The 23,159-nt window shown below is 69.0% G+C and carries 21 protein-coding genes; 10 read left to right on the forward strand and 11 right to left on the reverse strand.

Translation table 11 applies throughout. From position 1 onward, the window contains the following. Positions 1-73: 73 nt before the first annotated feature. From ndk to NE2_RS24810, 6 genes are all read right to left on the reverse strand, one after another. Complete coding sequence (gene ndk, locus NE2_RS24785) at positions 74-475, reverse strand: nucleoside-diphosphate kinase (RefSeq protein ID WP_030512744.1); 402 nt, start codon at positions 473-475, stop codon at positions 74-76. 45 nt (positions 476-520) lie between these two features. Continuing rightward, positions 521-958: a DUF4233 domain-containing protein gene (locus NE2_RS24790; RefSeq protein ID WP_373862282.1), complete on the reverse strand. Its 438-nt coding sequence runs from the start codon at positions 956-958 to the stop codon at positions 521-523. A 189-nt stretch (positions 959-1,147) separates the two neighbouring features. After that, the gene (folC, locus tag NE2_RS24795) at positions 1,148-2,572 is read right to left on the reverse strand and encodes a bifunctional tetrahydrofolate synthase/dihydrofolate synthase (protein ID WP_411157682.1); all 1,425 of its coding nucleotides are present in this window, start codon (positions 2,570-2,572) and stop codon (positions 1,148-1,150) included. A gap of 50 nt (positions 2,573-2,622) precedes the next feature. Next, the gene (locus tag NE2_RS24800) at positions 2,623-5,325 is read right to left on the reverse strand and encodes a valine--tRNA ligase (RefSeq protein ID WP_063029902.1); all 2,703 of its coding nucleotides are present in this window, start codon (positions 5,323-5,325) and stop codon (positions 2,623-2,625) included. Between the two features lie 272 nt (positions 5,326-5,597). Further along, a complete protein-coding gene (locus NE2_RS24805; protein ID WP_063029903.1) occupies positions 5,598-6,569 on the reverse strand; it encodes a diacylglycerol kinase family protein in 972 nt (323 codons plus the stop codon). Beyond that, positions 6,566-8,143: an FAD-binding oxidoreductase gene (locus tag NE2_RS24810; RefSeq protein WP_063029965.1), complete on the reverse strand. Its 1,578-nt coding sequence runs from the start codon at positions 8,141-8,143 to the stop codon at positions 6,566-6,568. Before NE2_RS24810 ends, NE2_RS24805 begins: the two co-directional genes overlap by 4 nt. Positions 8,144-8,302: 159 nt before the next feature. On the opposite strand from NE2_RS24810, the gene NE2_RS24815 reads away from it, so the two are divergent. Next, entirely contained in the window at positions 8,303-8,908 is a 606-nt protein-coding gene (locus NE2_RS24815; RefSeq protein WP_063029904.1) for a TetR/AcrR family transcriptional regulator, read from the forward strand. 26 nt (positions 8,909-8,934) lie between these two features. Beyond that, positions 8,935-10,515: a glycerol-3-phosphate dehydrogenase/oxidase gene (locus NE2_RS24820; protein WP_063029905.1), complete on the forward strand. Its 1,581-nt coding sequence runs from the start codon at positions 8,935-8,937 to the stop codon at positions 10,513-10,515. Between the two features lie 135 nt (positions 10,516-10,650). Here the strand turns inward: NE2_RS24820 and NE2_RS24825 are convergent, their stop codons facing one another. Together NE2_RS24825 and NE2_RS24830 are read right to left on the reverse strand one after the other, a co-directional pair. Continuing rightward, positions 10,651-11,493 carry a patatin-like phospholipase family protein gene (locus tag NE2_RS24825; protein ID WP_228817941.1) on the reverse strand — a complete coding sequence of 281 codons (843 nt, stop codon included), beginning with the start codon at positions 11,491-11,493 and terminating at the stop codon, positions 10,651-10,653. Between the two features lie 99 nt (positions 11,494-11,592). Beyond that, a complete protein-coding gene (locus NE2_RS24830; RefSeq protein ID WP_063029906.1) occupies positions 11,593-12,387 on the reverse strand; it encodes a VOC family protein in 795 nt (264 codons plus the stop codon). Between the two features lie 153 nt (positions 12,388-12,540). On the opposite strand from NE2_RS24830, the gene NE2_RS24835 reads away from it, so the two are divergent. Both NE2_RS24835 and NE2_RS24840 read left to right on the forward strand, forming a co-directional pair. Then, the gene (locus NE2_RS24835; RefSeq protein ID WP_063029908.1) at positions 12,541-14,784 is read left to right on the forward strand and encodes a molybdopterin-dependent oxidoreductase; all 2,244 of its coding nucleotides are present in this window, start codon (positions 12,541-12,543) and stop codon (positions 14,782-14,784) included. After that, entirely contained in the window at positions 14,781-15,278 is a 498-nt protein-coding gene (locus NE2_RS24840) for a winged helix-turn-helix transcriptional regulator (RefSeq protein WP_063029910.1), read from the forward strand. Before NE2_RS24835 ends, NE2_RS24840 begins: the two co-directional genes overlap by 4 nt. 19 nt (positions 15,279-15,297) lie before the next feature. Here the strand turns inward: NE2_RS24840 and NE2_RS24845 are convergent, their stop codons facing one another. Further along, on the reverse strand, positions 15,298-15,735 hold the full coding sequence (locus tag NE2_RS24845; protein WP_030512732.1) for a MarR family winged helix-turn-helix transcriptional regulator: 438 nt from the start codon (positions 15,733-15,735) through the stop codon (positions 15,298-15,300). Positions 15,736-15,834: 99 nt separating this feature from the next. On the opposite strand from NE2_RS24845, the gene NE2_RS24850 reads away from it, so the two are divergent. Then, positions 15,835-17,313 carry an MFS transporter gene (locus NE2_RS24850; RefSeq protein WP_233429872.1) on the forward strand — a complete coding sequence of 493 codons (1,479 nt, stop codon included), beginning with the start codon at positions 15,835-15,837 and terminating at the stop codon, positions 17,311-17,313. A gap of 58 nt (positions 17,314-17,371) precedes the next feature. Continuing rightward, complete coding sequence (locus NE2_RS35935) at positions 17,372-17,527, forward strand: hypothetical protein (RefSeq protein WP_157110965.1); 156 nt, start codon at positions 17,372-17,374, stop codon at positions 17,525-17,527. 3 nt (positions 17,528-17,530) lie between these two features. On the opposite strand, the gene NE2_RS24855 is transcribed toward NE2_RS35935, so the two are convergent. Then, positions 17,531-17,980 carry a hypothetical protein gene (locus tag NE2_RS24855; RefSeq protein ID WP_063029912.1) on the reverse strand — a complete coding sequence of 150 codons (450 nt, stop codon included), beginning with the start codon at positions 17,978-17,980 and terminating at the stop codon, positions 17,531-17,533. Positions 17,981-18,174: 194 nt separating this feature from the next. On the opposite strand from NE2_RS24855, the gene NE2_RS24860 reads away from it, so the two are divergent. From NE2_RS24860 to NE2_RS24875, 4 genes are all read left to right on the forward strand, one after another. Further along, on the forward strand, positions 18,175-20,478 hold the full coding sequence (locus tag NE2_RS24860) for an FdhF/YdeP family oxidoreductase (protein WP_063029914.1): 2,304 nt from the start codon (positions 18,175-18,177) through the stop codon (positions 20,476-20,478). A gap of 37 nt (positions 20,479-20,515) precedes the next feature. Continuing rightward, a complete protein-coding gene (gene fdhD, locus NE2_RS24865; protein WP_063029916.1) occupies positions 20,516-21,352 on the forward strand; it encodes a formate dehydrogenase accessory sulfurtransferase FdhD in 837 nt (278 codons plus the stop codon). A gap of 78 nt (positions 21,353-21,430) precedes the next feature. Next, a complete protein-coding gene (locus tag NE2_RS24870) occupies positions 21,431-21,805 on the forward strand; it encodes a nuclear transport factor 2 family protein (protein ID WP_030512726.1) in 375 nt (124 codons plus the stop codon). Positions 21,806-21,907: 102 nt separating this feature from the next. Then, the gene (locus NE2_RS24875) at positions 21,908-22,441 is read left to right on the forward strand and encodes a hypothetical protein (RefSeq protein ID WP_063029918.1); all 534 of its coding nucleotides are present in this window, start codon (positions 21,908-21,910) and stop codon (positions 22,439-22,441) included. A 201-nt stretch (positions 22,442-22,642) separates the two neighbouring features. Here the strand turns inward: NE2_RS24875 and NE2_RS24880 are convergent, their stop codons facing one another. Further along, positions 22,643-23,101 (reverse strand): MarR family winged helix-turn-helix transcriptional regulator, encoded by a 459-nt coding sequence (locus tag NE2_RS24880; protein WP_063029920.1) that lies wholly within the window; start codon positions 23,099-23,101, stop codon positions 22,643-22,645. Positions 23,102-23,159: the final 58 nt, after the last annotated feature.

Here is a 23,159-nt window from a genome sequence, read left to right on the forward strand (position 1 = left end):
GCCGTCGGGTGCCCGAACGGCGAGCCCGGAGACCGCGAACCCGCCGGTGCGAATCGGAGGCCGAAAGACAGAACTAGAACCAGAGTGCGATTTCGCGCTTCGCGGATTCGGGCGAGTCGGAGCCGTGCACGAGGTTGAACTGGGTTTCCAGGGCGTAGTCGCCACGGATGCTGCCGGGAACGGCCTTTTCGACCGGGTCGGTGCCGCCGGCGAGCTGGCGGAAGGCGGCGATGGCGCGCGGGCCTTCGAGGATGGCCGCGACGACCGGTCCGGAGGTGATGAATTCGATCAGCGAGCCGTAGAACGGCTTGTCGGCATGTTCGGCGTAGTGGGCGGCGGCAAGTTCTTCGGAAACCTGCTCGAGCTTGAGGGCCGCGATCTTCAGGCCTTTGCGTTCGATGCGGGTGATGATCTCACCAACCAGGCCTCGGGCCACGCCGTCCGGCTTGATGAGTACCAACGTCTGCTCAGTCACGGCGCCACTCTAACCGGCGCTGCCACAGGATTCCGAACCGAGCCCTCAGGACGAGCCCTGCATCCGCTGGCTGGGCAGTAAACCCTGGTCCATGCGGCGTTTGACGTCGGAGCGCAGGACCAGAATGAACACCCACACGGCCGCGAACACGACGCCGATGATGCCGATCGACAGATGGATGAATCCGCCGGCCAGCACCAGCACCTGCAGGCCGAGATTGAACGGCACGGCCCACGAGCGGCGCTGCATTCCGGAGCCGACGAACATCAATAGGGCCAGGCCGACCAGGTAGGTCACCGACCACCAGCTCAGTCCGCCGCCGACGGCCCCGACCACCGGCAGTGCCAGCAGCACGGTGATGGCCTCGAGTACCAGCGCACCGGCCATCACACCGCGGAAACCCTTCCACGGGTCGGTCGCGGGCGCGGGTACACCCGGCTTCGGTGCGCCGGCCTCGCCGCGCACATCGTCCTCGCTACCCACGTTGCCTCCTCCGCGCCGCACCGCCGATGCCCTCGACACCAGCTTCCCACTGCACCCTGCATCCACGTTCCGCCGGGCCTGCGTGGTGACGCGAGCTGCCGCCTCCGGCCCACCGCTTCACGCTGTATCCGATGCCGCGTTCCGCCGGGCCTGCGTGGTGACGCGAGCTGCCGCCTCCGGCCCACCGCTTCACGCGGGGTCCTTCCCGAACAGCGAGCGCGCCGTACCCGCGGTGACCACCGAGCCGGTGACCACGATGCCCGCGCCGGATACCGGTTCGCCGGCATCGCCCGCTTCCTCGGCGATGGCGATCGCGGTTTCCACCGCATCGGCGAGACTGTTCGCGGTGACGACTCGCTCATCACCGAAACGCTGGACGGCCAGATCGGCGAGTTCGTCGACGCCGAGCGCCCGCGGTGATCCGTTGGTGGTGACAACGATCTCGTCCAGCACCGGCTCCAGCGCGGCGAGAATGCCGGCCGCATCCTTGTCCGAGAGCACCGCGACCACGCCCACCAACTTACGGAAGTCGAATTCCTCGGTGAGGGTCGCGGCCAGCGCCCGCGCACCGGCGGGATTGTGCGCGGCGTCGATGAAGATGGTCGGCGCGCTGCGCATCCGTTCCATCCGGCCCGGACTGGCCGCCGCCGCGAATCCGGCGCGCACCGCGTCGATGTCGAGTTGTTTCTGCGCGCCGGCGCCGAAGAACGCCTCGACCGCGGCGAGCGCCAGCGCCGCGTTGTGCGCCTGGTGTTCGCCGTGCAGCGGCAGGAAGATCTCGTCGTAGACGCCACCGAGCCCCTGGATCTCCAGTACCTGACCACCGATCGCGACGCGGCGCGACAGCACCCGGAACTCGGACCCGGCCCGGGCCACCGCGGCATCGGCCTCCACCGCGCGCCGCAGCAGCACCTCCATCGCCTCGGGATCCTGTTCGGCGATGATGGCGACGGTGTCGCGCGGAACCAGCAGATCCTGCGGCGACTTCTTGATGATCCCGGCCTTCTCACCGGCGATCGAGGCCAGATCCGGCCCCAGATAATCGGTGTGGTCCAGGCCGATCGGCGTGATCACCGCGACCTGCCCGTCGATGACGTTGGTCGCGTCCCAGGTGCCGCCCATCCCGGTCTCGACGACCGCGACATCGACCGGCGCCTCGGCGAACGCCGCGTACGCCATCGCGACGAGGACCTCGAATTTGCTCATCCGCGGTCCCGGTCCGTCGCCGAGGGCGCCGTCGGTCGATCGCGCGTCGATCATCTCGACGTAGGGCAGCAGTTCCCGATAGATCTCGACGTAGCGGGCCGGGCTGATCGGCGCGTTGTCGATGGCGATCCGTTCGGTCGCCAGTTGCAGATGCGGGCTGGTGAACCGCCCGGTGCGCCGGTGCAGCGCGGTGAGCAGCGCGTCGACCATCCGGGTGACCGAGGTCTTGCCGTTGGTGCCCGCGATGTGGATGGCGGGATAGCTCTGCTGCGGGGAGCCGAGCAGGTCCATCAGCGTCGCGATCCGGGTCAGCGACGGCTCGATCTTGGTTTCACCCCAGCGCTGGTCGAGTTCGGCCTCGACCAGCGCCATTTCGGCGAGGTCCACCGGCGAGGGACCGGTGCGCAGCCGGTCCGCACCGCCGGCGAGCGGTTCGCGGTCGAATCCTTCGCCGCCGCTCACTTCTTCGCCGCCGGCTCCGTGATCTGCGCCAGCCGCGCCCCGATCCGGGTCACCTCGGATTCGGCGACCTCGCGGCGGGTGCGGATCTTGGCGACCACCTCGTCGGGCGCCTTGGCCAGGAAGGCCTCGTTGCCGAGTTTGGCGCTGGTGGCGGCGAGGTCCTTCTGCGCGGCCGCGAGATCCTTCTCCAGCCGGCGGCGTTCGGCGTCGAGGTCGACCGAGCCGGAGGTGTCCAGTTCGACGGTGACGGTGGCGCCGGACAGGCGCACCTCCACGGCGGCGGTCGCGGAGAAGTCGGCGTCCGGAGCGGTGAGCCGGGCCAGGCTGGCGATCTCCGCGTGCAGCCCGGTGAGGTCGGCGGTATCGATGCCGATCAGTTTCGCGGCGACCTTCTGCTTGTCGGTCAGGCCCTGATCGCTGCGGAACCGGCGGATCTCGGTGACGAGCTTCTGCAGATCCGCGATGCGCTGCGCCGCAACGGTATCGGTGGCGACCCCGGAGGACTGCGGCCACGCGGCGATCACCAGCGAGTCGTCATCGCCGGCCTCGGTGAGGGCCTGCCACAGCGTTTCGGTGACGAACGGGATGGCCGGGTGCAGCAGGCGCAGCACCGAATCCAGCACGTTGCCGAGAACGATGCGCGTGCTCGCGGCTCGCTCCTCCGACTCGGCGAACTGCACCTTGGCCAATTCCAGGTACCAGTCACACAGTTCGTCCCAGGCGAAGTGGTACAGCGCCTCACAGGCCTTGCCGAATTCGTAGCGGTCGAAGGCCGCGTCCACCTCGGCGCGCACCTCGTCCAGCCGGTCGAGGATCCACCGATCGGTGTCGGTGAGGGTGGCGCGTTCGGGCAGTTCGCCCGGCGCGGCCCCGTTCATGAGCGCGAACTTGCTGGCGTTGAACAGCTTCGTGATGAAATTGCGCGAAGCCTGCACGTGCGGCGGACCGACCGACAGGTCGCTGCCCGGCTGGGCGCCCCGGGCCAGGGTGAAACGTGTTGCGTCCGCTCCGAACTCGTCGATCCACACCAGCGGGTCGACACCGATGCCCTTGGACTTGGAGTATTTGCGGCCGAATTCGTCGCGGATGAGGCCGTGCAGGAAGACGTCGTCGAACGGAACCTGTTGCCGCCCGGAGTCCTTACCGGCGGCGATGACCGGATCGTCGGAGACGAACATGCCGAACATCATCATCCGGGCCACCCAGAAGAACAGGATGTCGTAGCCGGTGACCAGCACACTGGTGGGATAGAACTTCGCCAGTTCCGGGGTGGCGTCCGGCCAGCCCATCGTGGAGAAGGGCCACAGGCCGGAGGAGAACCAGGTGTCGAGGACATCCGGGTCCTGCACCCAGCCCTCGGGCGCCTGCTCGTCGGGGCCGACACACGCGATCTCGCCCTCGGGGCCGTACCAGATCGGGATGCGGTGGCCCCACCACAGCTGCCGCGAGATGCACCAGTCGTGCATGTTGTCGACCCATTCGAACCAGCGCGGTTCCTGGCTCGCCGGGTAGATCTTCACCGCGCCGTTGCGTACGGCGTCACCGGCCGCCTTGGCCAGCGATTCGACCTTCACCCACCACTGCATCGACAGGCGCGGTTCGATCGGTTCGCCGGAGCGCTCGGAGTGTCCGACGCTGTGCACGTACGGACGCTTCTCAGCGACGATGCGTCCTTCGTCGGCCAGCCGCTCGCGAATCTTGACGCGCGCCTCGAACCGGTCCATCCCGTCGAATTCGGTTCCGGTGTCGGCGATCTTGCCGGTCTTGTCCATGATGGTCGGCATCGGCAGGTTGTGCCGCAGGCCGATCTCGAAGTCGTTGGGGTCGTGCGCGGGGGTGATCTTCACTGCGCCGGAGCCGAATTCGGGGTCGACGTAGTCGTCGGCGACGATCGGGATCTGGCGACCGGTGATCGGGTGGTAGACGGTGGTGCCGATCAGCGCCCGGTATCGCTCGTCGTCCGGATGCACCGCGACCGCGGTATCGCCGAGCATGGTCTCCACCCGGGTGGTGGCCACGATGACGTGCGGTTCGTCGTCGTTCAGCGAGCCGTAGCGCAGCGAGACGAGCTCGCCCTCGACGTCCTCGTATTTCACCTCGACGTCGGAGATGGCGGTCTCGAGCGAGGGCGACCAGTTCACCAGGCGCTCGGCCCGGTAGATCAGCCCGGCGTCGTAGAGGCGCTTGAAGATGGTCTGCACCGCGCGGGACAGGCCGTCGTCCATGGTGAAGCGGTCGCGGCTCCAGTCGATGCCGTCGCCGAGGCGGCGCATCTGGCCCTGGATGGCGCCGCCGGATTCGCGCTTCCAATCCCAGACCTTGTCGACGAACAGTTCGCGGCCGAAGTCTTCCTTGGTCTTGCCGTCGACGGCGAGCTGCTTCTCGACCACGGTCTGGGTGGCGATACCGGCGTGGTCCATACCGGGCAGCCACAGCACCTCGTAGCCCTGCATCCGCTTGCGGCGGGTGAGCAGGTCCATCAGGGTGTGGTCGAAGGCGTGGCCCATGTGCAGGTTGCCGGTGACGTTCGGCGGCGGCAGCACGATCGAATAGGGCGGCTTGTCGCTCGCCGGGTCGGCGGTGAAGTAACCGGCCGCTACCCAGCGCTCGTACAGGTCGGCCTCTACATCGCTGGGGTTCCAGCTCTTGGGGAGGGCGTCGGCACGATTTCGCGAGTTATCAGGGGCTGCGCTGGTCACCGTGCGATTCTACGGAGTTGAGCAGGAGCACTCGACAGGGCCCTGCACACGGCACCGGAGAAAGATATAGGGCGGGGGTTTCGGCGGATGAGGGACACCGAAACCCCCGCCCACGTCTTCGAGACTACCGCCCGGATCGGCGCAATACACCAATCCATATGCAATTCTCAGCTTTTGCCCGAATCCGTTGTGCAGGTGCGGGTTTGCCACTCAGCATGCTCGCAGATTCGCCGCCGAGATGCGGAGGCCGCGCCCCGCCTGCGCGCGGCGGGTCACGGCACGAGTATCGCCAGCGCTCCGGGTTCGGCGCGGAAGGTAGCTGGTAGCAGTCCCGCCGGGTCGCCGTCGGCGGTCGCCGGTACCGCGGCGGTGAGGGTGATGGTCCGGGCCCGATAGTGCCCGACCGCCGGATGATCGACGCGCTTGCCGGCGGCCAGCGCCGGGAGCAGCCGGACCATCTGCAGCCGCGACATGTCGCCGACCACGGTCAGGTCGAGCAGGCCGTCGTCGACGATCGCGTCGGGGCAGATGAGCATGCCCCCGCCGTAGGTCCGGGTGTTGCCGACCGCCACCATCACGGCCTCGGTCTCGAAGACGCGATCACCGGCCGAACCCGGCTCGCCGGACAATTCGATGCGGTAGGGCACCCCGAGTTGCCCGAGCAGTTCCGGCACGGCGGCGAAGGAGTACCGCAGCGAGCCCTTCGGCCGGCGCATGCTGTTGGCGCGCAACGTCACTCGCGCGTCGAAGCCGGTGCCGGCGACGGTGGCGAATCGCATGGGCCGATGCGCGACCGCGGGTTCGATGCCGGCCGCCCACCCCTGGGCGTGCTCGGGGTCGGGCCGGGATTCGATCGCGCCGAGGTCGATGGTGCGCACGGAACCGCCGAGCACGATATCGGCCGCGGCGCGCGGATCGTCGTCGGGCACCCCCAGCTCCCGGGCCAGGTCGTTCCCGGTCCCACCGGGCAGCAGCCCCAGCGGCACCCCGGTCGAGGCGATGGCCTGCAGCGTGACGCAGACCAGTCCGTCACCGCCCGCGCAGACGACGGCGTCGGGACACTCTGGTCCCCGCACCGAATCCCGGAGCAGGCGAACGGTTTCCGCGGCGTCGGCACCGCGGATCTCGCGCACCCGCACACCGCGTTCGGCGAAGCGGGCGGCGGCCGCGGCGGCCGCGGCCAGTCCCCGGCCGTGGCCGGAATGCGGGTTGGTCACCAGCGCGACCGATCGGATGGCGGTCATGGAATCAGCTTGCCCGGGTTGAGGATTCCCGCCGGGTCGACGGCATCCTTGACCGCGCGCAGGATGCGCGCGCCGAGGTCGCCGATCTCGGCCGACATCCACGGCCGGTGGTCGGCGCCGACGGCGTGGTGGTGGGTGATGGTGCCACCGTTTCCGGCGATGGCGTCACCGACGGCGCGTTTGGCCTGCGCCCACTGCGCCAGCGGATCGTCGGCCTGTTTGGCGACGACGGTGAAATACAGCGAGGCGCCGGTCGGGTAGGTATGCGAGATATGACACATCACCAGCGCGGGAGTGCCCTGCTCTCCGAGCGATTCGGTGAGTGCGGTGGTGACCGCCGCCTTGAGCCGCTCGACATTCGACCAACTGGTCGCCGTTTCGAGCGTTTCGCACAGCACGCCGATGTCGAGCAGCGCATCGCGCAGATACGGCGCGGCGAAACGGCCGTGTTCCCATTCCCGCGCCGGCTGCTCACCGAGTGCGGTGCCGCCGGCCGCGGCGAGCAGTGCCGAGGCCTCGGCACTCCGCGCGGCCACATGGGCCGCGGTGCCCTCGAACGTGGTGACGGCCAGGCAGCCACCGACCGACGCCCCGCCGATATCACCGGAACGGGCCAGATTGAGCCCGGTCTCGGCCTCGTCGGACAACCGCAGCACGGTCGGCGCCGCGCCGTTCTGTACCACGGTGCGCAGCGCGGCGGCGCCGGTGACGAAGTCCGGGAACGACCACGCCTGATACGCGGTGGTCTCCGGAATCGGATGCACCCGCAGCGTCACCTCGGTGATGACGCCGAGCGTGCCCTCGGATCCGGCGAACAACTCGCGCAGATCGGGTCCGGCGGCCGAGGCTGGTGCGCGGCCGAGATCGACTGTGCCCGTGGGTGTTGCGACCTTCAGGCGCATGATCATGTCGTCGAAGCGGCCGTAGCCGGCCGAGGCCTGGCCCGAGGATCGGGTGGCCGCGAAGCCGCCGATGCTCGCGTATTCGAAGCTCTGCGGGAAATGCCCGAGCGACAGGCCGTGGCCGGCGAGCAGTTTCTCCGCCTGCGGCCCGGTCAGCCCGGCCCCCAGGGTCGCGGTGCCGCTCACCGGGTCGACGTCGGACAGTCCGTCGAGGCGCCGCAGATCCAGGGCGATCACGGTGGCGAAGCGACCCCGCGCGGGTTCCACCCCGCCCACCACACTGGTGCCGCCGCCGAAGGGGACGACCGCGACGGCCTGTTCGGCGCAGTAGGCCAGAACGGCCAGCACCTGGTCGTGGTCGGCGGGAAAGACGACGGCGTCGGGTGCGTCCTGCGGCTCTTCGGCGCGCCGGCGCAGCAGGTCGGGGGTGCTCTTGCCGCCCGCGTGCAACAACCGGTCGCGGTGGCCGGTCGACACTTGGTCCGCACCGACCACCGCCGACAGCCCCGCTCGATGCGCGGCCGTCAAGCCGGATTCCCGCAGCGGCACGTCGCCCTCATCACGACGGGCCACCGGGTCCCCGGACACTCCGAACACCTGCGCCACCAGGGTCCGGATCCGGTCCGGAAGCGGCGCATGCGCCGAGGCGATGCCCCAGGCATCCCAGACCATACTCGGGCGATCGGACGACTCGCCCGGCGTCGAGTTTTCCGGTTGTACTGCCGATGTGTCCTGTCGCGTGTCGACCATGCGTTACAGTCTGACATAGACTGTCAAGCAGTAACGAACATGAACGTAATTGACGAATACGGATCGATTGGTGAGTTGTTGATGGAGCCCAACGAATCCCCCGGCCCCGACGGCGAAGTGCCGGCCATCGACCTGGCGATCCTGGAGGCGGGACGCGCCTGTGTCGAGGAATTCGGCGTACGCCGGACCACGCTGAGTGAAGTCGCCCGGCGCGCCGGCGTCAGTCGCCCGACGGTGTACCGGCGCTGGCCCGACACCCGGTCGCTGATCGCCGAGCTGCTGGTCCGGGAGCTCAGCGAGATCGTGGCGGCGAGCATTCCCACCGAAGGCCCGGCCCGCGCGCGCCTGGTGGAGGGCATCGTCTCGGGCGCGGCCGAGATCCGCTCGAACCCGTTGTTCGCCAAGATCTTCCGCATCGACACCGATCTGATGCTGACCTACGTGTTCGGCCGGCTCGGCCGCAACCAGCGGCAATTGATCCAGGTGTTCTCGACCGCTGTGCGCGAGGGACAACGCGACGGTTCCATCCGCGCCGGCGATCCCGACCACCTGGCCACCATGCTGCTGCTGATCGGCCAGTCCACCGTGCAGTCGGCGAGCACGGTCAGCCATCTGCTCGACGACGCCGGGCTCGATGTCGAGCTCGCCCGCGTCGTCGACCGTTACCTGCGTCCCGATACCGACTAGTCCGAAAACAGAGAGCGAGACAGCGCATGCTCGACGAGAGCGCATCGACGGCGGGCCACGGGCTCGGCGACACCGCGGGAGATTCGGCACTCAACGCCGCCCGCCGCGGCCGTGAACTGCGGGCGCTCGGCGACGCGGACCGCATCGACGTCCTGGTCGTCGGCGGCGGTGTCACCGGTGCGGGGGTGGCGTTGGACGCGGCCGCTCGCGGCTTGCGAACCGTCCTGGTGGAGGCCCACGATCTGGCCTTCGGGACCAGCCGGTGGAGTTCGAAACTCGTCCACGGCGGATTGCGCTATCTGGCCTCCGGCGGGGTCGGAATCGCCCACGAGAGCGCGGTGGAACGCGACATCCTGCTCACCACAACCGCACCTCACCTGACTCGCTCGATTCCGCAGCTGGTCCCGTCGTTCTCGGGCGGTTCCCTGCCGCAGCGACTGCTGGTCCGCGCGGGCTTCCTGGCCGGAGATGTGCTGCGGCGCAGCGCCGGAACCTCGCCGAGGGTATTGCCGCGATCGCGCCGGGTCGCCGCGGCCGAAGCGCTGCGGCTGGCGCCGACACTGCGCCGCGCCGGGTTGCGCGGCGGGATGACGGCCTGGGACGGCCAGCTCGTCGACGACGCGCGACTGGTGGTGACGATCGCGCGCACCGCCGCGGCGCACGGCGCGACCGTGCTCACCCGGGTACGCGCCGAGCAGGTGACCGGTGAGTCCGCGGTCCTGCACGATGTGCTGACCGGTGAAACCCTGTCCGTACGAGCACGTTCGGTGATCAACGCGGCCGGGGTGTGGGCCGACCAGGTCGATCCGAGCATCGAGTTGCGGCCCAGCCGCGGCACCCACCTGGTCTTCGACGCCGCGGCCTTCGGCGGGCTCACCGCCTCGCTGACCGTGCCGATTCCCGGCAGCACCAGCCGTTTCGTCTTCGCCTTCCCGGCCGCGCACGGCCGCGTCTATCTGGGGCTGACCGACGAGGACGCACCCGGCCCGGTTCCGGACGAACCGAAGCCCACCGACTCCGAGGTCGATTTCCTGCTCGACACGGTGAACACCGTGCTGCGGGAACCGTTGCGGCGCAGCGATATCCGCGGGTCGTTCGCCGGCCTGCGGCCACTGCTGCGCACCGCCGACGACTCCACCGCCGACATCTCCCGGGAGCACGCGGTCCTGCACTCCCCCGGCGGCCCGGTCACCATCGTCGGCGGCAAGCTGACCACCTACCGGCAGATGGCCGAGGATGCGGTCGATGCCGCCGTAGCCGCCGCCGGCCTGTCCGCCGGCCCCTGCCGGACCAAGCGAATTCCGTTGGTAGGAGCGGTGTCCGGACGCTCGCGCGACCGGATCGCGGCACCCGGGGTGCTGGTCGAACGGTACGGGGATCAGGCCACCCAGGTGCTCGCCGCACTGCGGGACAACCCGGGCCTCGCCGAACCGGTCGCACCCGGTATCGACGTGCTGCGCGCCGAATTCGCTTATGCGACAACTCATGAGGGCGCGCTGAACGAGAGCGACCTACTGGATCGACGCACCCGGATCGGCCTCGTCGACAGTGACCGAGCCGCAGCCCTCCCGGCCGCACAGGAGGCACTCGCCGCCAGCCGGGCCTGAACGACCTCAGCCCGCCATGACGTCGTACCGGGACGGCTACGCGCCCGCGACCCCGAGGCGGATCGCATTCCGAGCCGCTCACCGCGGAACCGGTTCGCGACGTCGGCGCTGCGGGTCAAGACCCTGGAACGCCGACTATCCCCACAGATCGGCGATCCGCGCCGCCGCCGACTCCCCCTGCACCCGACCGGCATGCGCCGACGGCACGCGGGAGGCGGTGTCGAGCGGATTCGCCCCGAAGGCGGCGATCGCGGCCTCGTCGGGGACGATCGATTCCACCCGCGCGCCCCGTTCGATCAGTTCCGCGATCTCACCGTCCAGCGCCGGATCGGGCAGCGGCGCGATGATCAGCACCCGGTCGAATCCGGCCGCCAGATCGGCATTGACACTGGTCCGCACGCCACCGTCGGTATAGCGCACGCCGTCGACGGTGTGCGGCGGCCAGACCAGCGGCACCGCCGAACTGGCGGTTACCGCGTCGACCAGCGCGACCCTGGAGTCGCGATCGAAGACGCGCGGTTCACCCGTGCCGGCGTCGACGGCGGTGATCAGCAGCCGCTGCCGGGGCCATTCGTGCACCGGCAGCCGCGATGCGATCACCGCGCGCCGGGCGGATTCCGGCACGGTCTCGGTCGCCAGGGCGAGGTTGCCGAGTCGCCGCCGCGCCACGGCCATATCCCCGTCGCTCTCGGTGATGATCTGGTTGATCGTCTCCCACACCCCCTCGAGCGGATTGCCCTCCGGCACGATCTCGGCGCTCTGCAGCGCCGGGTCGATCTGGCGGCGGAACAGCTCCTCCGGGGGCAGCCCGCTGGTCAGCTGTGCCGCCACATTGGCGCCCGCCGACGTGCCGATGTACACATCGGCGGCAGTGAGATCGATGCCCGCATCGGCCAACCCGGCGATCACGCCGTTCGCCCAGGCGATACCCGCCACCCCACCGCCGCCGATCACCAGCGCCCGCTCGTCCGACATCATCGCTCCCACATCTCGTACCGCGTTCCCGACCGCTCGGGACAACCTCGACGGTAGCGACGACCATTCCCCCGGCGCGATTACCGGACGGGTAATGAAATGTCAGGACGCGTTACCACCCACGCTGAACGCGACACCGCTCGGATCGCGCAGCGCGGCCAACCGCCCGTACGGCGTGTTCTCGGGCTCGGATTCGACCGAACCCCCCAGGCTCACCGCCTGCTTCACCGTCGCATCGACGTCCTCGGCGCCGATGTAGACGCGCCACCCGCCGGGAGATCCCGCGGGCAGATACGCCGCCGAGTCCATCACGCCACCGAGCATCGGCGTCGCGGAATGAATTGTCGTGTAACGGAACTCGGGTGAATCACCGACGGTGAAGGGATCGCGCCAGCCGAACACCTCGCGGTAGAACGTCAACGCCTCCGCATAGGCCGGTGTGTGCAGTTCGAACCACGACGGGTACCCGACGTGCCCGCTCCAGTGGCCGCCACCGGCGACGCCGAAGGAACCGAAGCCGCGATGGACGCCGGGCTGCCACGCACCGACGCCCGCACCGGACGGATCGGCGAGTACGGCCATACTGCCCACGTCGCCGATGGCCATCGGCTCCACCACGACCCGGCCGCCGTGGTCGGCGGCGGAGGCGGCGGTGGCATGGACATCGACGCTGGTCAGATACACGGTCCATTGATCGGGCGCACCGTCGGTGCCGTCGTTGCGCATCCCTCCGGCGACGGCATTGCCGTCCTTGCGGAAGGTGATGTACCCGCCGTACTGCTCATCGCTCTCGGCGGTCCAGCCGAACAGCTCGCCGTAGAAATCGATGGCTCGAGCGGTGTCGGCGGTGAACAGCTCGATCCAGCACGGATCTCCGGGTTCGAAGGTGTAGGACATGATCGCTCCTCTGGATGGGATTGCGTTCTCTCACCGGTACGACGGCGCCGGACGGACAAACTCATCGGCACCGGTTCAAGCCTGGCACCACGCAGCGGCAGTCGGCCCGATTTGTGGGTAGCGTTTGTGAACTAACTCTTCTACGCTGCTCCCATGACCGACTGGCATCCGACGGCATGCATCCTGTGCGAGTGCAATTGCGGCATCCAGGTGCTGCTGGGCGCCGACGGCCGCAGCTTCGACAAGATTCGCGGCGACAAGCTGCATCCCTCCTCAGCGGGCTACACCTGCAACAAGGCCCTGCAACTGGATCGGTACCAGAACGGGCGCACCGGCCGCCTCGCCGCGCCGCTGCGCCGCAACGCCGACGGATCGTTCACCGAAATCGATTGGGACACCGCTATTTCGGAGATCTCCGCGCGTCTGCGCGAGATCGGCGCCGAATACGGCGGCGAATCGATCTTCTACTACGGTGGCGGCGGCCAGGGCAATCATCTCGGCGGCGCCTACGCTCCGGCCACCATGGCCGCCTACGGCATGCGATATCGATCCAGCGCGCTGGCCCAGGAGAAGACCGGCGACTTCTGGGTCGGCGCGCGGATGACCGGCCACCCGGTCCGCTCGGACGTCGAACATGCCGAGGTGGCGCTGTTCATCGGTAAGAATCCCTATCAATCCCACGGTTTCCCGCGCGCCCGCTCGGTACTGAAGGAGATCGCGCGCGATCCGCAGCGCTCGATCATCGTGCTCGACCCGGTCCGCACCGAGACCGCCGAACTGGCCGATTTCCATCTGCAACTGCGCCCCGGCACCGACATCTATCTGCTGGCGGCGATGGCGGCGATCCTGATCCGCGACGACCTGGTCGACCACGACTGGCTGGCCGCGCGCACCGAAGGTTTCGACGAGGTGGCGGCGGTGCTGCGCACCGTGCCGATCGAGGAGTACTGCGCCCTGGCCGATGTCGAGATCGGCCTGGTCACCGCCGCGACTCACCGCCTGGCAGCGGCGGACTCGGTCGCCGCGCTCGAGGATCTCGGCGTCCAGATGAACCGCCACTCGACACTGGTCAGCTACGTCGAGAAACTGCTCTGGCTGCTCACCGGAAACCTCGGCAAGCCCGGGACGCAGTACGCCTTTTCCGGAATGGCGGCGATCGGGCACGATCGCGGCCATCCCGCCGACGCCGGGCCGCGCAGCCCGGTCGTGGGCGCGCGCATCATCAGCGGACTGGTGCCGTGCAATGTGATCACCGAGGAGATTCTGACCGACCATCCCGCCCGCTATCGGGCGATGATCGTCGAGAGCGCCAATCCCGTTCACTCACTGGCGGATTCGGCCCGGATGCGCGACGCACTCGCGGCGCTGGAACTGGTGGTCGTCATCGACGTGGCGATGACCGAAACCGCCCGCGCGGCCGACTACGTCCTGCCCGCGCCGACCCAGTTCGAGAAGTACGAGGCGACCTTCTTCAACTTCGAATTCCCGCGCAACATCTTCCATCTCCGGCATCCGGTGCTTGCGGCTCCGGCCGGCGTGCTCGCCGAACCCGAGATCCACGCCCGGCTCGTCGAGGCCGCCGGCGTGCTGACCGACGACGATTACCGGCCGCTGCGCGCGGCGCTCGACCAGGGCCGCGAGGCCTTCGCCATGGCATTTCTCGCCGTCCTCGCCGATCCGGCGAAAGCGAAGCTGGCTCCGATCCTGCTCTACCGCACCCTCGGCCCGACACTGCCCGACGGCGCCGCTGCCGCCGCGGTGTTGTGGGGCGCCGCGTACACCTGCGCCCGGAAGAACCCGGCCGGCGTGGAGCGAGCCGGCTACGGCACCGGCCTCGCTGCCGGGGAGCGGCTGTTCGAGGCGATCCTCACCGGCGAACACGGCGTCGTCATCACCGACGACGAGGTCGACGAGACCTGGAACCGGGTGCGCGGCGGCAAAGTCCGGCTCGCCGTTCCAGAACTGCTGTCGGCACTGGCCGCGCTTCCCGTACCGGACGAGGAACACGATTGGCCGTTCGTCCTGGCCGCCGGGGAGCGGCGCGCCTTCACCGCCAACACCATCATGCGCGATCCGGCCTGGCGCAAACGCGACCCCGCCGGCGCGCTGCGCATCAGCACCGCCGATGCCCTCCGGCTGGGCCTGACCTCCGGCGACGAGGTGCGGCTCACCACCCGCAACGGCAGTGCGCAGGTGACCGTCGAGCCGACCGACCGCATGCGCAGCGGACATCTGGCGCTGCCCAACGGCCTGGGCCTGTCCGTCGTCGAGGCGGGCGAGGTCCTCACCAGCGGGGCCGCACCCAACGAGTTGACGGCGTTCGACGATCGCGACGAATGGGTCGGCACCCCGTGGCACAAGTACGTGCCCGCCCGGATCGATACGGTGGGTACATGAAGCGCACCACCTTCGCCACCTGGCCCTGTTCGGTCGCCCGCACGGTCGATCTGATCGGTGACTGGTGGACGCCGCTGGTGTTGCGCGAAGCGTTCTACGGCACAACGCGTTTCGACGATTTCGAACGCACGCTGGGCCTGAGCCGCAATGTCCTCACCCAGCGCCTGACGCGGCTGGTCGAGGAGGGGATGCTGGCGAAGGTCCCCTATCAGGATCGTCCGGTCCGCTACGAGTACCGCCTCACCGACAAGGGACGCGATTTCTTCCCGGTGCTCACGGCCATGATGCGCTGGGGTGACCGCTGGCTCGCCCCGGAGGCCGGACCGCCGGTGGTCGTCCACCACGACACCTGCGGGCACGACACCCACGCCGAAGTGGTGTGCGCACAGTGCGGAGAACCGCTGCGGCACGCCGAAGTATCGGCTCGGCTGGGTCCGGGCTTTCCGCCGCAGCACCGCGAAAGCGCGCTGCGCAGCGGACGATTCGCTTCCTGAGAGCAGTGCCGCCGCGGCGCTAATCCGCGTTCTCGAGTTTCGGAACCAGACGTTCCAGCAACTCCCGCAGCACCTCTTCGTCCTCCGGCGCCAATTCGGCCAGCGCCTTGTACGCGCGCACCTGTGAGCCGCGGATCTGCGCGGCCAGCTCACGGCCGGCATCGGTGGACACCAGGTATTTGACGCGCCGATCAGCGGGATTCACCGTGCGCTGGACCAGGCCGCGCGATTCCATGCGATCGGCGACACCGGTCAGATTCGACGGGTCGCACGCCATCCGGTCGGCCAGCACCCGCATGGGTAGCTCGGCGGGCGGTTCGTTGAGCGCCAGCAGCAGCTTGGCCTGCGTCAGTGTGAGCCCGTGCCCCTCGGCCGCGGTCAGGAAATCCTGCAGATAGGCCGAGACGAAGCGCGCGATCAGCAATGCCAGCGGGCTCTGCGCTGTGTCCGGTGACATAGCTTCGATGCTACCCAAACGATTGACAACGGCTATCGTCGACTCCTTAAATACTTGAGGTCTTCAAACATATAGGTCTTCAATTTTCTGGAGGTGGCTGTGGAGCGCAGAGGTTCGCTGCTGACCGGCGTATTGGCCTTCGCGGCGATGATCGTCACGGTCATGCAGACCCAGGCCGTGCCGATTCTGGGCCTGATCGCGACGAAGTTGCAGGTCTCGACCACATCGGTGAGCTGGGTGACCACCGCGACCCTGCTGTCGGCCGCGGTCTTCACACCACTGCTGGGCCGCATCGGCGACCTCTACGGCAAGAAGCCCACCCTGCTGGGCGTGCTCGCGGTGGCCACGGCCGGTTCCGCGGTCTCGGCACTGGCGAATTCGCTGGGCGTGCTGCTGGTCGGCCGGGTGCTGCAGGGTGTCGCGACGGCGATCTTCCCGCTGGCCCTGGCCGTCCTCCGGGAGGAGATTCCGGCGCGACGCCTGCATCACGCGATGGCGATCGTCAGCGGCACACTCGGTTTCGGCGGCGGCCTCGGCCTGGTGTCGACCGGTCTGCTGACCAAGGGGGCCGACCCGGACTATCACATCGTGTTCTGGTTCACCGCGGTGCTGTCGGTGGTGGCGCTGGCCGCGGCCGCGGTGGCCGTGCCGGCCACGGGTAAGCGGCATCCGGGCAGTGTCGACCTGCCCGGCGCGGTCACGCTCGGTGGCTTCCTGGTCCTGCTGCTGTTGCCCATTTCCCAAGGGCACGAATGGGGTTGGACCTCCGCGAGCACGATCGCCTGCTTCGCCGGCGCGGTCGCGACGGCGGTGGCGTGGGTGGCGACCGAGCGTCGTGTGCGTACCCCGCTGGTCGATCTGCGGATGTTCACCCACCGGCCGGTGCTGTTCACCAACCTGTCCGGCATGTTCATCGGATTCGCGATGTTCATGCAGTTCATGGGCGTGTCATATCTTGCCCAGATGCCGTCACGGGTGGCCGGTTACGGATTCGGCGCCTCGATCCTGCGCGCCTCGGTCGAATATCTGCTGCCCGCGACACTCTCGTCGATGCTGGCGGCACCGGCCGGCGGAATCCTGGTCGGCCGGCTGGGCGGGCGTCGCGTGCTGGCCCTGTCGGGCGCGATCGGTGCGGCCGGATTCGGCGGGCTGGCACTGGCACACGACGCGACCGGTTCGGTGATCGCCGCGAGCGTGGTAATCGGCGTCGCGATCAGCTTCGCCTACGCGGCGATGCCCGCGCTGATCGCGGCGAGCGTCCCGCACCACCAGAGCGGAATCGCCAACGGCATCAATTCGATCTCCCGCACCGTCGGCAGTTCACTGGCCAGCGCCATCATCACCACCCTGCTGACGGCGAAACTGCTGCCGCATCTGCCGCTGCCGCAGGAGAGTCAGTTCACCGTCGCCTTCTGGGTCGGCGCCACCGCGTGTGCGGCGACCGTGCTGGCCGCCCTGTTCGGCTTGCGGCCGGAAGGCCGCGACGCCGGTGCCGACGAGGTCGAACTCGGCGCGAACGAAAGTGCCGGCGGCACAGCATCGTTCGAGCGGCACGAGCTTCCCAGCAGGGTCGGCTGAGATCACCACGGACGACCGCCGGCGTCAGATCCTCACCCTCACCGACCACGGGCGCGCATTGCTCGCCGCGACCGAGGAGCGGGCGCGGCGGCTCGACCGCGAATTCACCGGGTCCATGACGGCCGCACCGCGCACCGCACTGCAGTCGGCCCTGGCCGTCCTCGCCGCCGACGCGGGGCTACCGGGCGCGGGCGGAGTTCGTTCGCCCGGGTGAGCCTTAACCGCCGGCGACCAGGCAGGAATACCCGAGGTGGATGCCGGTGCCGACCGGAAGAACGAGCGTCGCCGCCGGCATCTGCACCGGCTGGCCGGCCTGCACCGCGCTGAGCGTGTGCTGCCCCGGAACCGCCGGAACCCACGTGATGAGCGCATACGCGCCGCCGGGCGGCGCCACTCCGATGGGAGCTCCGTTGTCGTAGAAGGTGACCGGCGCGACCGGATCGGTGACATTCGCCTGCAGCGTGTAACTGCATCCGCTGCCGTAATTGGTGGCGATGCCGAAGTTCATGTCGGGGGTGGCGCCGAGTCTGGTCACCGCGGCATTCGCCGTCTGCGGGATCGCCACTGCGAACACCGCCGCGGCGCCGAGGATGCCGCCGGCCACTATCGTGGCGGCCCGACGGCGCACCCGCTGCCGGGGCGGCCCGCTGATCGTCGTCTCGTGCATGATGCCGTCCTCGTCGTAGGCGCCGCAGCGCGAACCGAGACCGTCTGTCGTGCGCGAACATCCCCCGACGGCGCCGCACGGTCTGTCGGCACGATACCCCGTAGGCTCGGCCGCGCGGCCCGGTTCGCGGTGTCGATGTCGAGCGATCGGCGGGCCGCGGACGGCGCCCGCACCCGCAGGAGGACGATGGGGCTATGCACCGCAAACCGCCGACTCGCGATATCGATGAAGCCAAGCTGGCGGTGACCCCGCCGAAAGAACAGGCCGCCGGCGTCACGGCCGTCGCGGTCGCCCTCGACCGGGCCGTCGAGGAGATGGGCATCGTTCGCACGGCTCGCACCCTCACCCGGGTCAATCAGCGCCACGGCTTCGACTGCCCCGGCTGCGCATGGCCCGAACCCACCGGCCACCGCCGCCCGGCCGAATTCTGCGAGAACGGGGCCAAGGCCGTCGCCGAGGAGGCGACCCTGCGCACGGTCACGCCGGAGTTCTTCGCCACTCACTCGATGGACGATCTCGCCGGCAAGACCGGGTACTGGCTGGGGCAGCAGGGACGCCTGACCCATCCGATGGTGTTGCGGCCCGGCGACACCCACTACTCCCCTATCGCGTGGGAGCAGGCCTATCGGCTGATCGCGGACACCCTGCGCGGCCTGGCGTCCCCGGACGAGGCCGTGTTCTACACCTCCGGGCGCACCGCCAACGAGACGGCCTTTCTCTACCAGCTGCTGGTGCGCAGCTTCGGCACGAACAATCTGCCCGACTGTTCGAACATGTGTCACGAATCCTCCGGCGCGGCGCTCACCCGGTCGATCGGCATCGGCAAGGGGTCGGTGTCGATCGACGACTTCGCCGCCGCCGATCTGATCATCGTGGCGGGACAGAATCCCGGCACCAACCATCCGCGCATGCTGTCGGCGCTGAGCACCGCGAAAGCGCACGGCGCCGCGGTGATCGCGGTGAATCCGCTGCCGGAGACCGGACTGATCGGCTTCCGTGATCCGCAGACGGTGAAGGGTTTCACCTCCGGCGTCACCATCGCCGACGATTTCCTGCAGATCCGCCTCGGCGGCGATATGGCCCTGTTCCAGGGCCTGGCGAAACTGCTGTTCGACGCGGAGGATCGCGCACCCGGCACGGTGGTGGACCGGGTCTTCGTCGACGCGCACACCGCCGGATTCGCCGAATACGAAAAGCATATGCGCGCGGTCGATCTCGACGAGGTCGTCGAGGCGACGGGTCTGACCCGCGAACAGCTCGACCGCACGGCCGGGCTGCTGGCCCGCTCGAAGTCCACCATCATCTGCTGGGCGATGGGTCTGACACAGCAGCGCCACGGTGTCGCCACCATCGAGGAGGCGACGAATCTGCTGTTGCTGCGCGGCATGATCGGCAAACCGGGCGCGGGCGTCTGCCCGGTACGCGGGCATTCCAACGTGCAGGGCGACCGGACCATGGGCATCTGGGAGAAGATGCCCGAGAGCTTCCTCGACGCGTTGGATTCCGAATTCGGTATCGCCGCGCCGCGCGAACACGGCTGGGACACGGTCGATTCCATCCGCGCCATGCGCGACGGGCGCGCCCGGGTGTTCATCGGCATGGGCGGCAACTTCGTCTCGGCGACGCCGGATACCGAGGTCACCGAGGCGGCTCTGCGCGCGTGCGAGCTGACCGTGCAGATTTCGACCAAACTCAACCGCAGCCACGTCGTGCACGGCCGGACCGCCCTGATTCTGCCGACCCTCGGCCGCACCGATCTCGATCTGCAGGACGGGACCAGACAGCAGGTGTCGGTGGAGGATTCGATGTCGATGGTGCATCTGTCCACCGGCCGGCTGCAGCCGGTGAGCGACGATCTGCGCAGTGAGGTCGCGATCGTCTGCGAGCTGGCCGCCGAGTTGTTCGGCCCCGATCACCCCGTGCCGTGGGAGCGGTTCCGACGCGACTACGACCACATTCGCGACGCCATCGCCCGGGTGGTGCCCGGCTGCGCCGATTACAACCGGAAGGTGCGTGGCCGCAACGGTTTCCAGCTGCCACATCCGCCCCGCGACAACCGCGAGTTCCGTACCGCCTCCGGGAAGGCCAACTTCGCGGTCAACGACCTGCACTGGCCGCGGATCCCGCAGGGGCGGCTGTTGTTGCAGACGCTGCGCAGCCACGACCAGTACAACACCACGATCTACGGCCTCGACGACCGCTATCGGGGCATTCACAACGCCCGCCGCGTCGTGCTGGCGCATCCGGACGATATCGCCGAATTCGGTTTCGCCGACGGCGATCTCGTGGATCTGATCTCCGAATTCAGCGACGGCGTCGAGCGCCGGGTCACCGGTTTCCGGATCGTCGGCTACGCCACGCCACGCGGCAACGCCGCGGCCTATTACCCCGAAACCAACCCTCTGGTCCCGCTCGACCACGTCGCCGAGCGCTCCAACACCCCGGTGTCCAAGGCGGTCGTGATCCGGCTGGAGCCGCACCGCCACATCACCGCGTGACCGCACGGCGGCACCGACCAGAACTGCGAGGCAGCTTGTGAGCAGAGTAACCGCGCGCAGACCCACCCGGCGCATCACACCCGCGGGCATCGTCTCCCGGCCCGATACGCTGGCCGTGGAGGAGCCGCTGGAACTGCGCGTCGACGGGACGGCGCTGACCGTCACCATGCGCACCCCCGGCCACGACATCGACCTGCTGCACGGATTCCTGTTCAGCGAGAACATCATCGAGTCGGCCGACGACATCGTATCGGCGAGGTACTGCGCGGGCACCGACGACAACGGCCGCAACACATACAACGTGCTCGATATCCAATTGCGCCGTGCGGTTACCGTCCAGCCCCGCGGATTCGTGACCAACAGTTCCTGCGGGTTGTGCGGCACCACCGCGCTCGATCAGGTGCGCACGCGCAGCCGCTTCCGGCCGCCGGCCGACGCGCCGCGCGTCGATCCGAGGCTGCTGGCCACCCTGCCCGGTGAGTTACGTTCGCGTCAGGCGGTTTTCGATGCGACCGGCGGACTGCACGCGGCCGGGCTGTTCACCCCCGACGGCACCGCACTGGTCGTGCGCGAGGACATCGGCCGGCACAACGCGGTGGACAAGGTGGTCGGCTGGGCGCTGCGCGAAGGGCGCGTACCGGCTCACGACACACTGCTGATCGTCAGCGGCCGGGCCTCGTTCGAGCTCGTCCAGAAGGCCGTCATAGCGGGCATTCCGGTCCTCGGCGCGGTCTCGGCGCCCAGTTCGCTGGCCGTCGACCTGGCCGCCGACAACGGGCTCACCCTGGCCGGCTTCCTGCGCGGCGACACGATGAACATCTACAGCGGGGCCGACCGGCTCGAGACCACGCCCGCGGCGGCCACCGGCACCTGAGCCGCGAACCGGCGACCGGATCGACGCAACCCTGCTACCCTGCCAACTAGAACACGTTTCAATTTCCTGGGAGTTCACATGGCAGCGCAGCAGATCCGCGAAACGGCCGAACGCTACGTGCAGTTGGTGGCCACCGGACCGACCTCGGAGATCCTGTCGCTCTACGCGCCCGACGCCGTCGTCGAGGATCCGATCGGCAGCGACCCGCGCCACGGTCACGAGGCCATCGGCCAGCTCTATCAGGCGCTGGAGTCGATGGAGCGCAAGACCGAGCTGCACGCCGCCCGTATCGTGGGCAATCACGCCGCCGTCTCGTTCACCCTCGTCGGCGAGGCCGGCGGCCACCGGATGACGCTCTCGGCGATCGACGCCATGGAATTCGACGAGCAGGGCCGGATCACGAGCATGCGGGCCTACTGGGGCCCCGACGACCTGATCAGCGAACAGATCTGAGGCCCGCGACCACATCGCTGCCGCGGGAGGCGTTCCACCTCTTGTCCATCCGTTTTGCCCGGCTTACCGTAAGGCGACAACCGGCGGACGGGAGGGCGCGCGATGCGGATTTCGGTACACGGCACGGGTGAGGGGGTCCGGGTGCGCATGCGCCTGGACGTCAACCGCCGCCGCTGGTTGATCACCAGAATCTCGTTGTGGCTGTTGGCGATCAACGGCGTCGTGGTCGGACTCTGGGCGCTACTGCTGCCGGAACCGTGGTTTCGCAGTTTCCCCGGCTTCGGGCTGAACTGGGTGGGCACGGACGGCCCCTACAACCACCACCTGGCCACCGACGTCGGGGCATTCTTCCTCGGCTTCGGCGCGGTCAGCCTGGCGGCGCTGTACTACCGCGACAGTGTGGTGGCCCGAGTCGCCGGGATCGGCTGGCTGGTCTTCGGAATCCCCCACCTCATCTACCACGCCGCGCACAAGCCGGAACAGATGAGCGGCGGCAACTACGCCCTCAGCCTGATCGCCGCCGTGCTGCTGCCGGCACTCGCCGCCGCCGTCGTCGTGGCCGCACCCCGGGAGCGCGTGCAACTGCGCGATCCGGCGCCGATGAATATCCGGTTCCCGCGCCGTCGTAGTAGGTGAAGCTACCGCCCAGCCGTCGGGAAAGGCCCTCCGAACAGCAGTAACGGGGCGGCTCCCGCCGACGATGAGCAAGCATCGGAGAAAAGGTTCAACGGCGAACCACGGAAGGTCAACGGCGATCTTCGGCAACGGGCGCGACGGGGCAACCGGTCGTCACCGCCTCCGACCAGCTCCACTCGCTACCGCCACAACTCGATACTTCTACTGCGAATCCGCGCCGGCATCGACGATGTCGGCGCGCGGAACCACCGCAAGCGCCATCAGGGCGTTGAGGAATCCAGCCCGGTCCGCCGCATCCAGGCGGTCGAGCAGCGCTTCTTCCTTGGCCTGGATATCGGCCTGTGCCGCCTGCACCAGGGCCCGCCCCGCCTCGGTCACGGCCAGCAGGCGGGCTCGCCGGTCGGCCGGATCCGGATACCGCTCGATCAGCCCGCGCTCCTGCAGATCGTCGAGGACGGCGATGATGCGGGTCTTGTCGGCGCCGATCTCCTCCGCGAGCACGCCCTGCCCTCGCGCCGGCCCCCGGCCCAGCGCCAGCAGCACCGAATACGCCCACATCGTCAGCCCGTGCGATTCGAGTACCGGCCGCTCGGCCGCCATCAGGGCACGTCCGAGCGGCACGATCATCGCCGCCAGATCGGGTCGCTGCGCATCCGCCATGCCGAACAAGATACGTGCTCGCCGGTCCGCTTCCGCCGGGGTCCGGCCGACTTCACCG

Origin of the sequence: Nocardia elegans NBRC 108235, assembly GCF_001612845.1 — a bacterium.
In the GTDB taxonomy this organism is placed as follows: domain Bacteria; phylum Actinomycetota; class Actinomycetes; order Mycobacteriales; family Mycobacteriaceae; genus Nocardia; species Nocardia nova.

Bases quoted from the DNA above. Each gene is read 5' to 3' on its own strand.
- NE2_RS24805 (WP_063029903.1), bottom strand. From the start codon at position 6,569: ATGACCGCCATCCGATCGGTCGCGCTGGTGACCAACCCGCATTCCGGC.
- NE2_RS24810 (WP_063029965.1), bottom strand. From the start codon at position 8,143: ATGGTCTGGGATGCCTGGGGCATCGCCTCGGCGCATGCGCCGCTTCCG.
- NE2_RS24815 (WP_063029904.1), top strand. From the start codon at position 8,303: ATGGAGCCCAACGAATCCCCCGGCCCCGACGGCGAAGTGCCGGCCATC.
- NE2_RS24820 (WP_063029905.1), top strand. From the start codon at position 8,935: ATGCTCGACGAGAGCGCATCGACGGCGGGCCACGGGCTCGGCGACACC.
- NE2_RS24825 (WP_228817941.1), bottom strand. From the start codon at position 11,493: ATGATGTCGGACGAGCGGGCGCTGGTGATCGGCGGCGGTGGGGTGGCG.
- NE2_RS24830 (WP_063029906.1), bottom strand. From the start codon at position 12,387: ATGTCCTACACCTTCGAACCCGGAGATCCGTGCTGGATCGAGCTGTTC.
- NE2_RS24835 (WP_063029908.1), top strand. From the start codon at position 12,541: ATGACCGACTGGCATCCGACGGCATGCATCCTGTGCGAGTGCAATTGC.
- NE2_RS24840 (WP_063029910.1), top strand. From the start codon at position 14,781: ATGAAGCGCACCACCTTCGCCACCTGGCCCTGTTCGGTCGCCCGCACG.
- NE2_RS24845 (WP_030512732.1), bottom strand. From the start codon at position 15,735: ATGTCACCGGACACAGCGCAGAGCCCGCTGGCATTGCTGATCGCGCGC.
- NE2_RS24855 (WP_063029912.1), bottom strand. From the start codon at position 17,980: ATGCACGAGACGACGATCAGCGGGCCGCCCCGGCAGCGGGTGCGCCGT.
- NE2_RS24860 (WP_063029914.1), top strand. From the start codon at position 18,175: ATGCACCGCAAACCGCCGACTCGCGATATCGATGAAGCCAAGCTGGCG.
- NE2_RS24870 (WP_030512726.1), top strand. From the start codon at position 21,431: ATGGCAGCGCAGCAGATCCGCGAAACGGCCGAACGCTACGTGCAGTTG.
- NE2_RS24875 (WP_063029918.1), top strand. From the start codon at position 21,908: ATGCGGATTTCGGTACACGGCACGGGTGAGGGGGTCCGGGTGCGCATG.
- NE2_RS24880 (WP_063029920.1), bottom strand. From the start codon at position 23,101: ATGGCGGATGCGCAGCGACCCGATCTGGCGGCGATGATCGTGCCGCTC.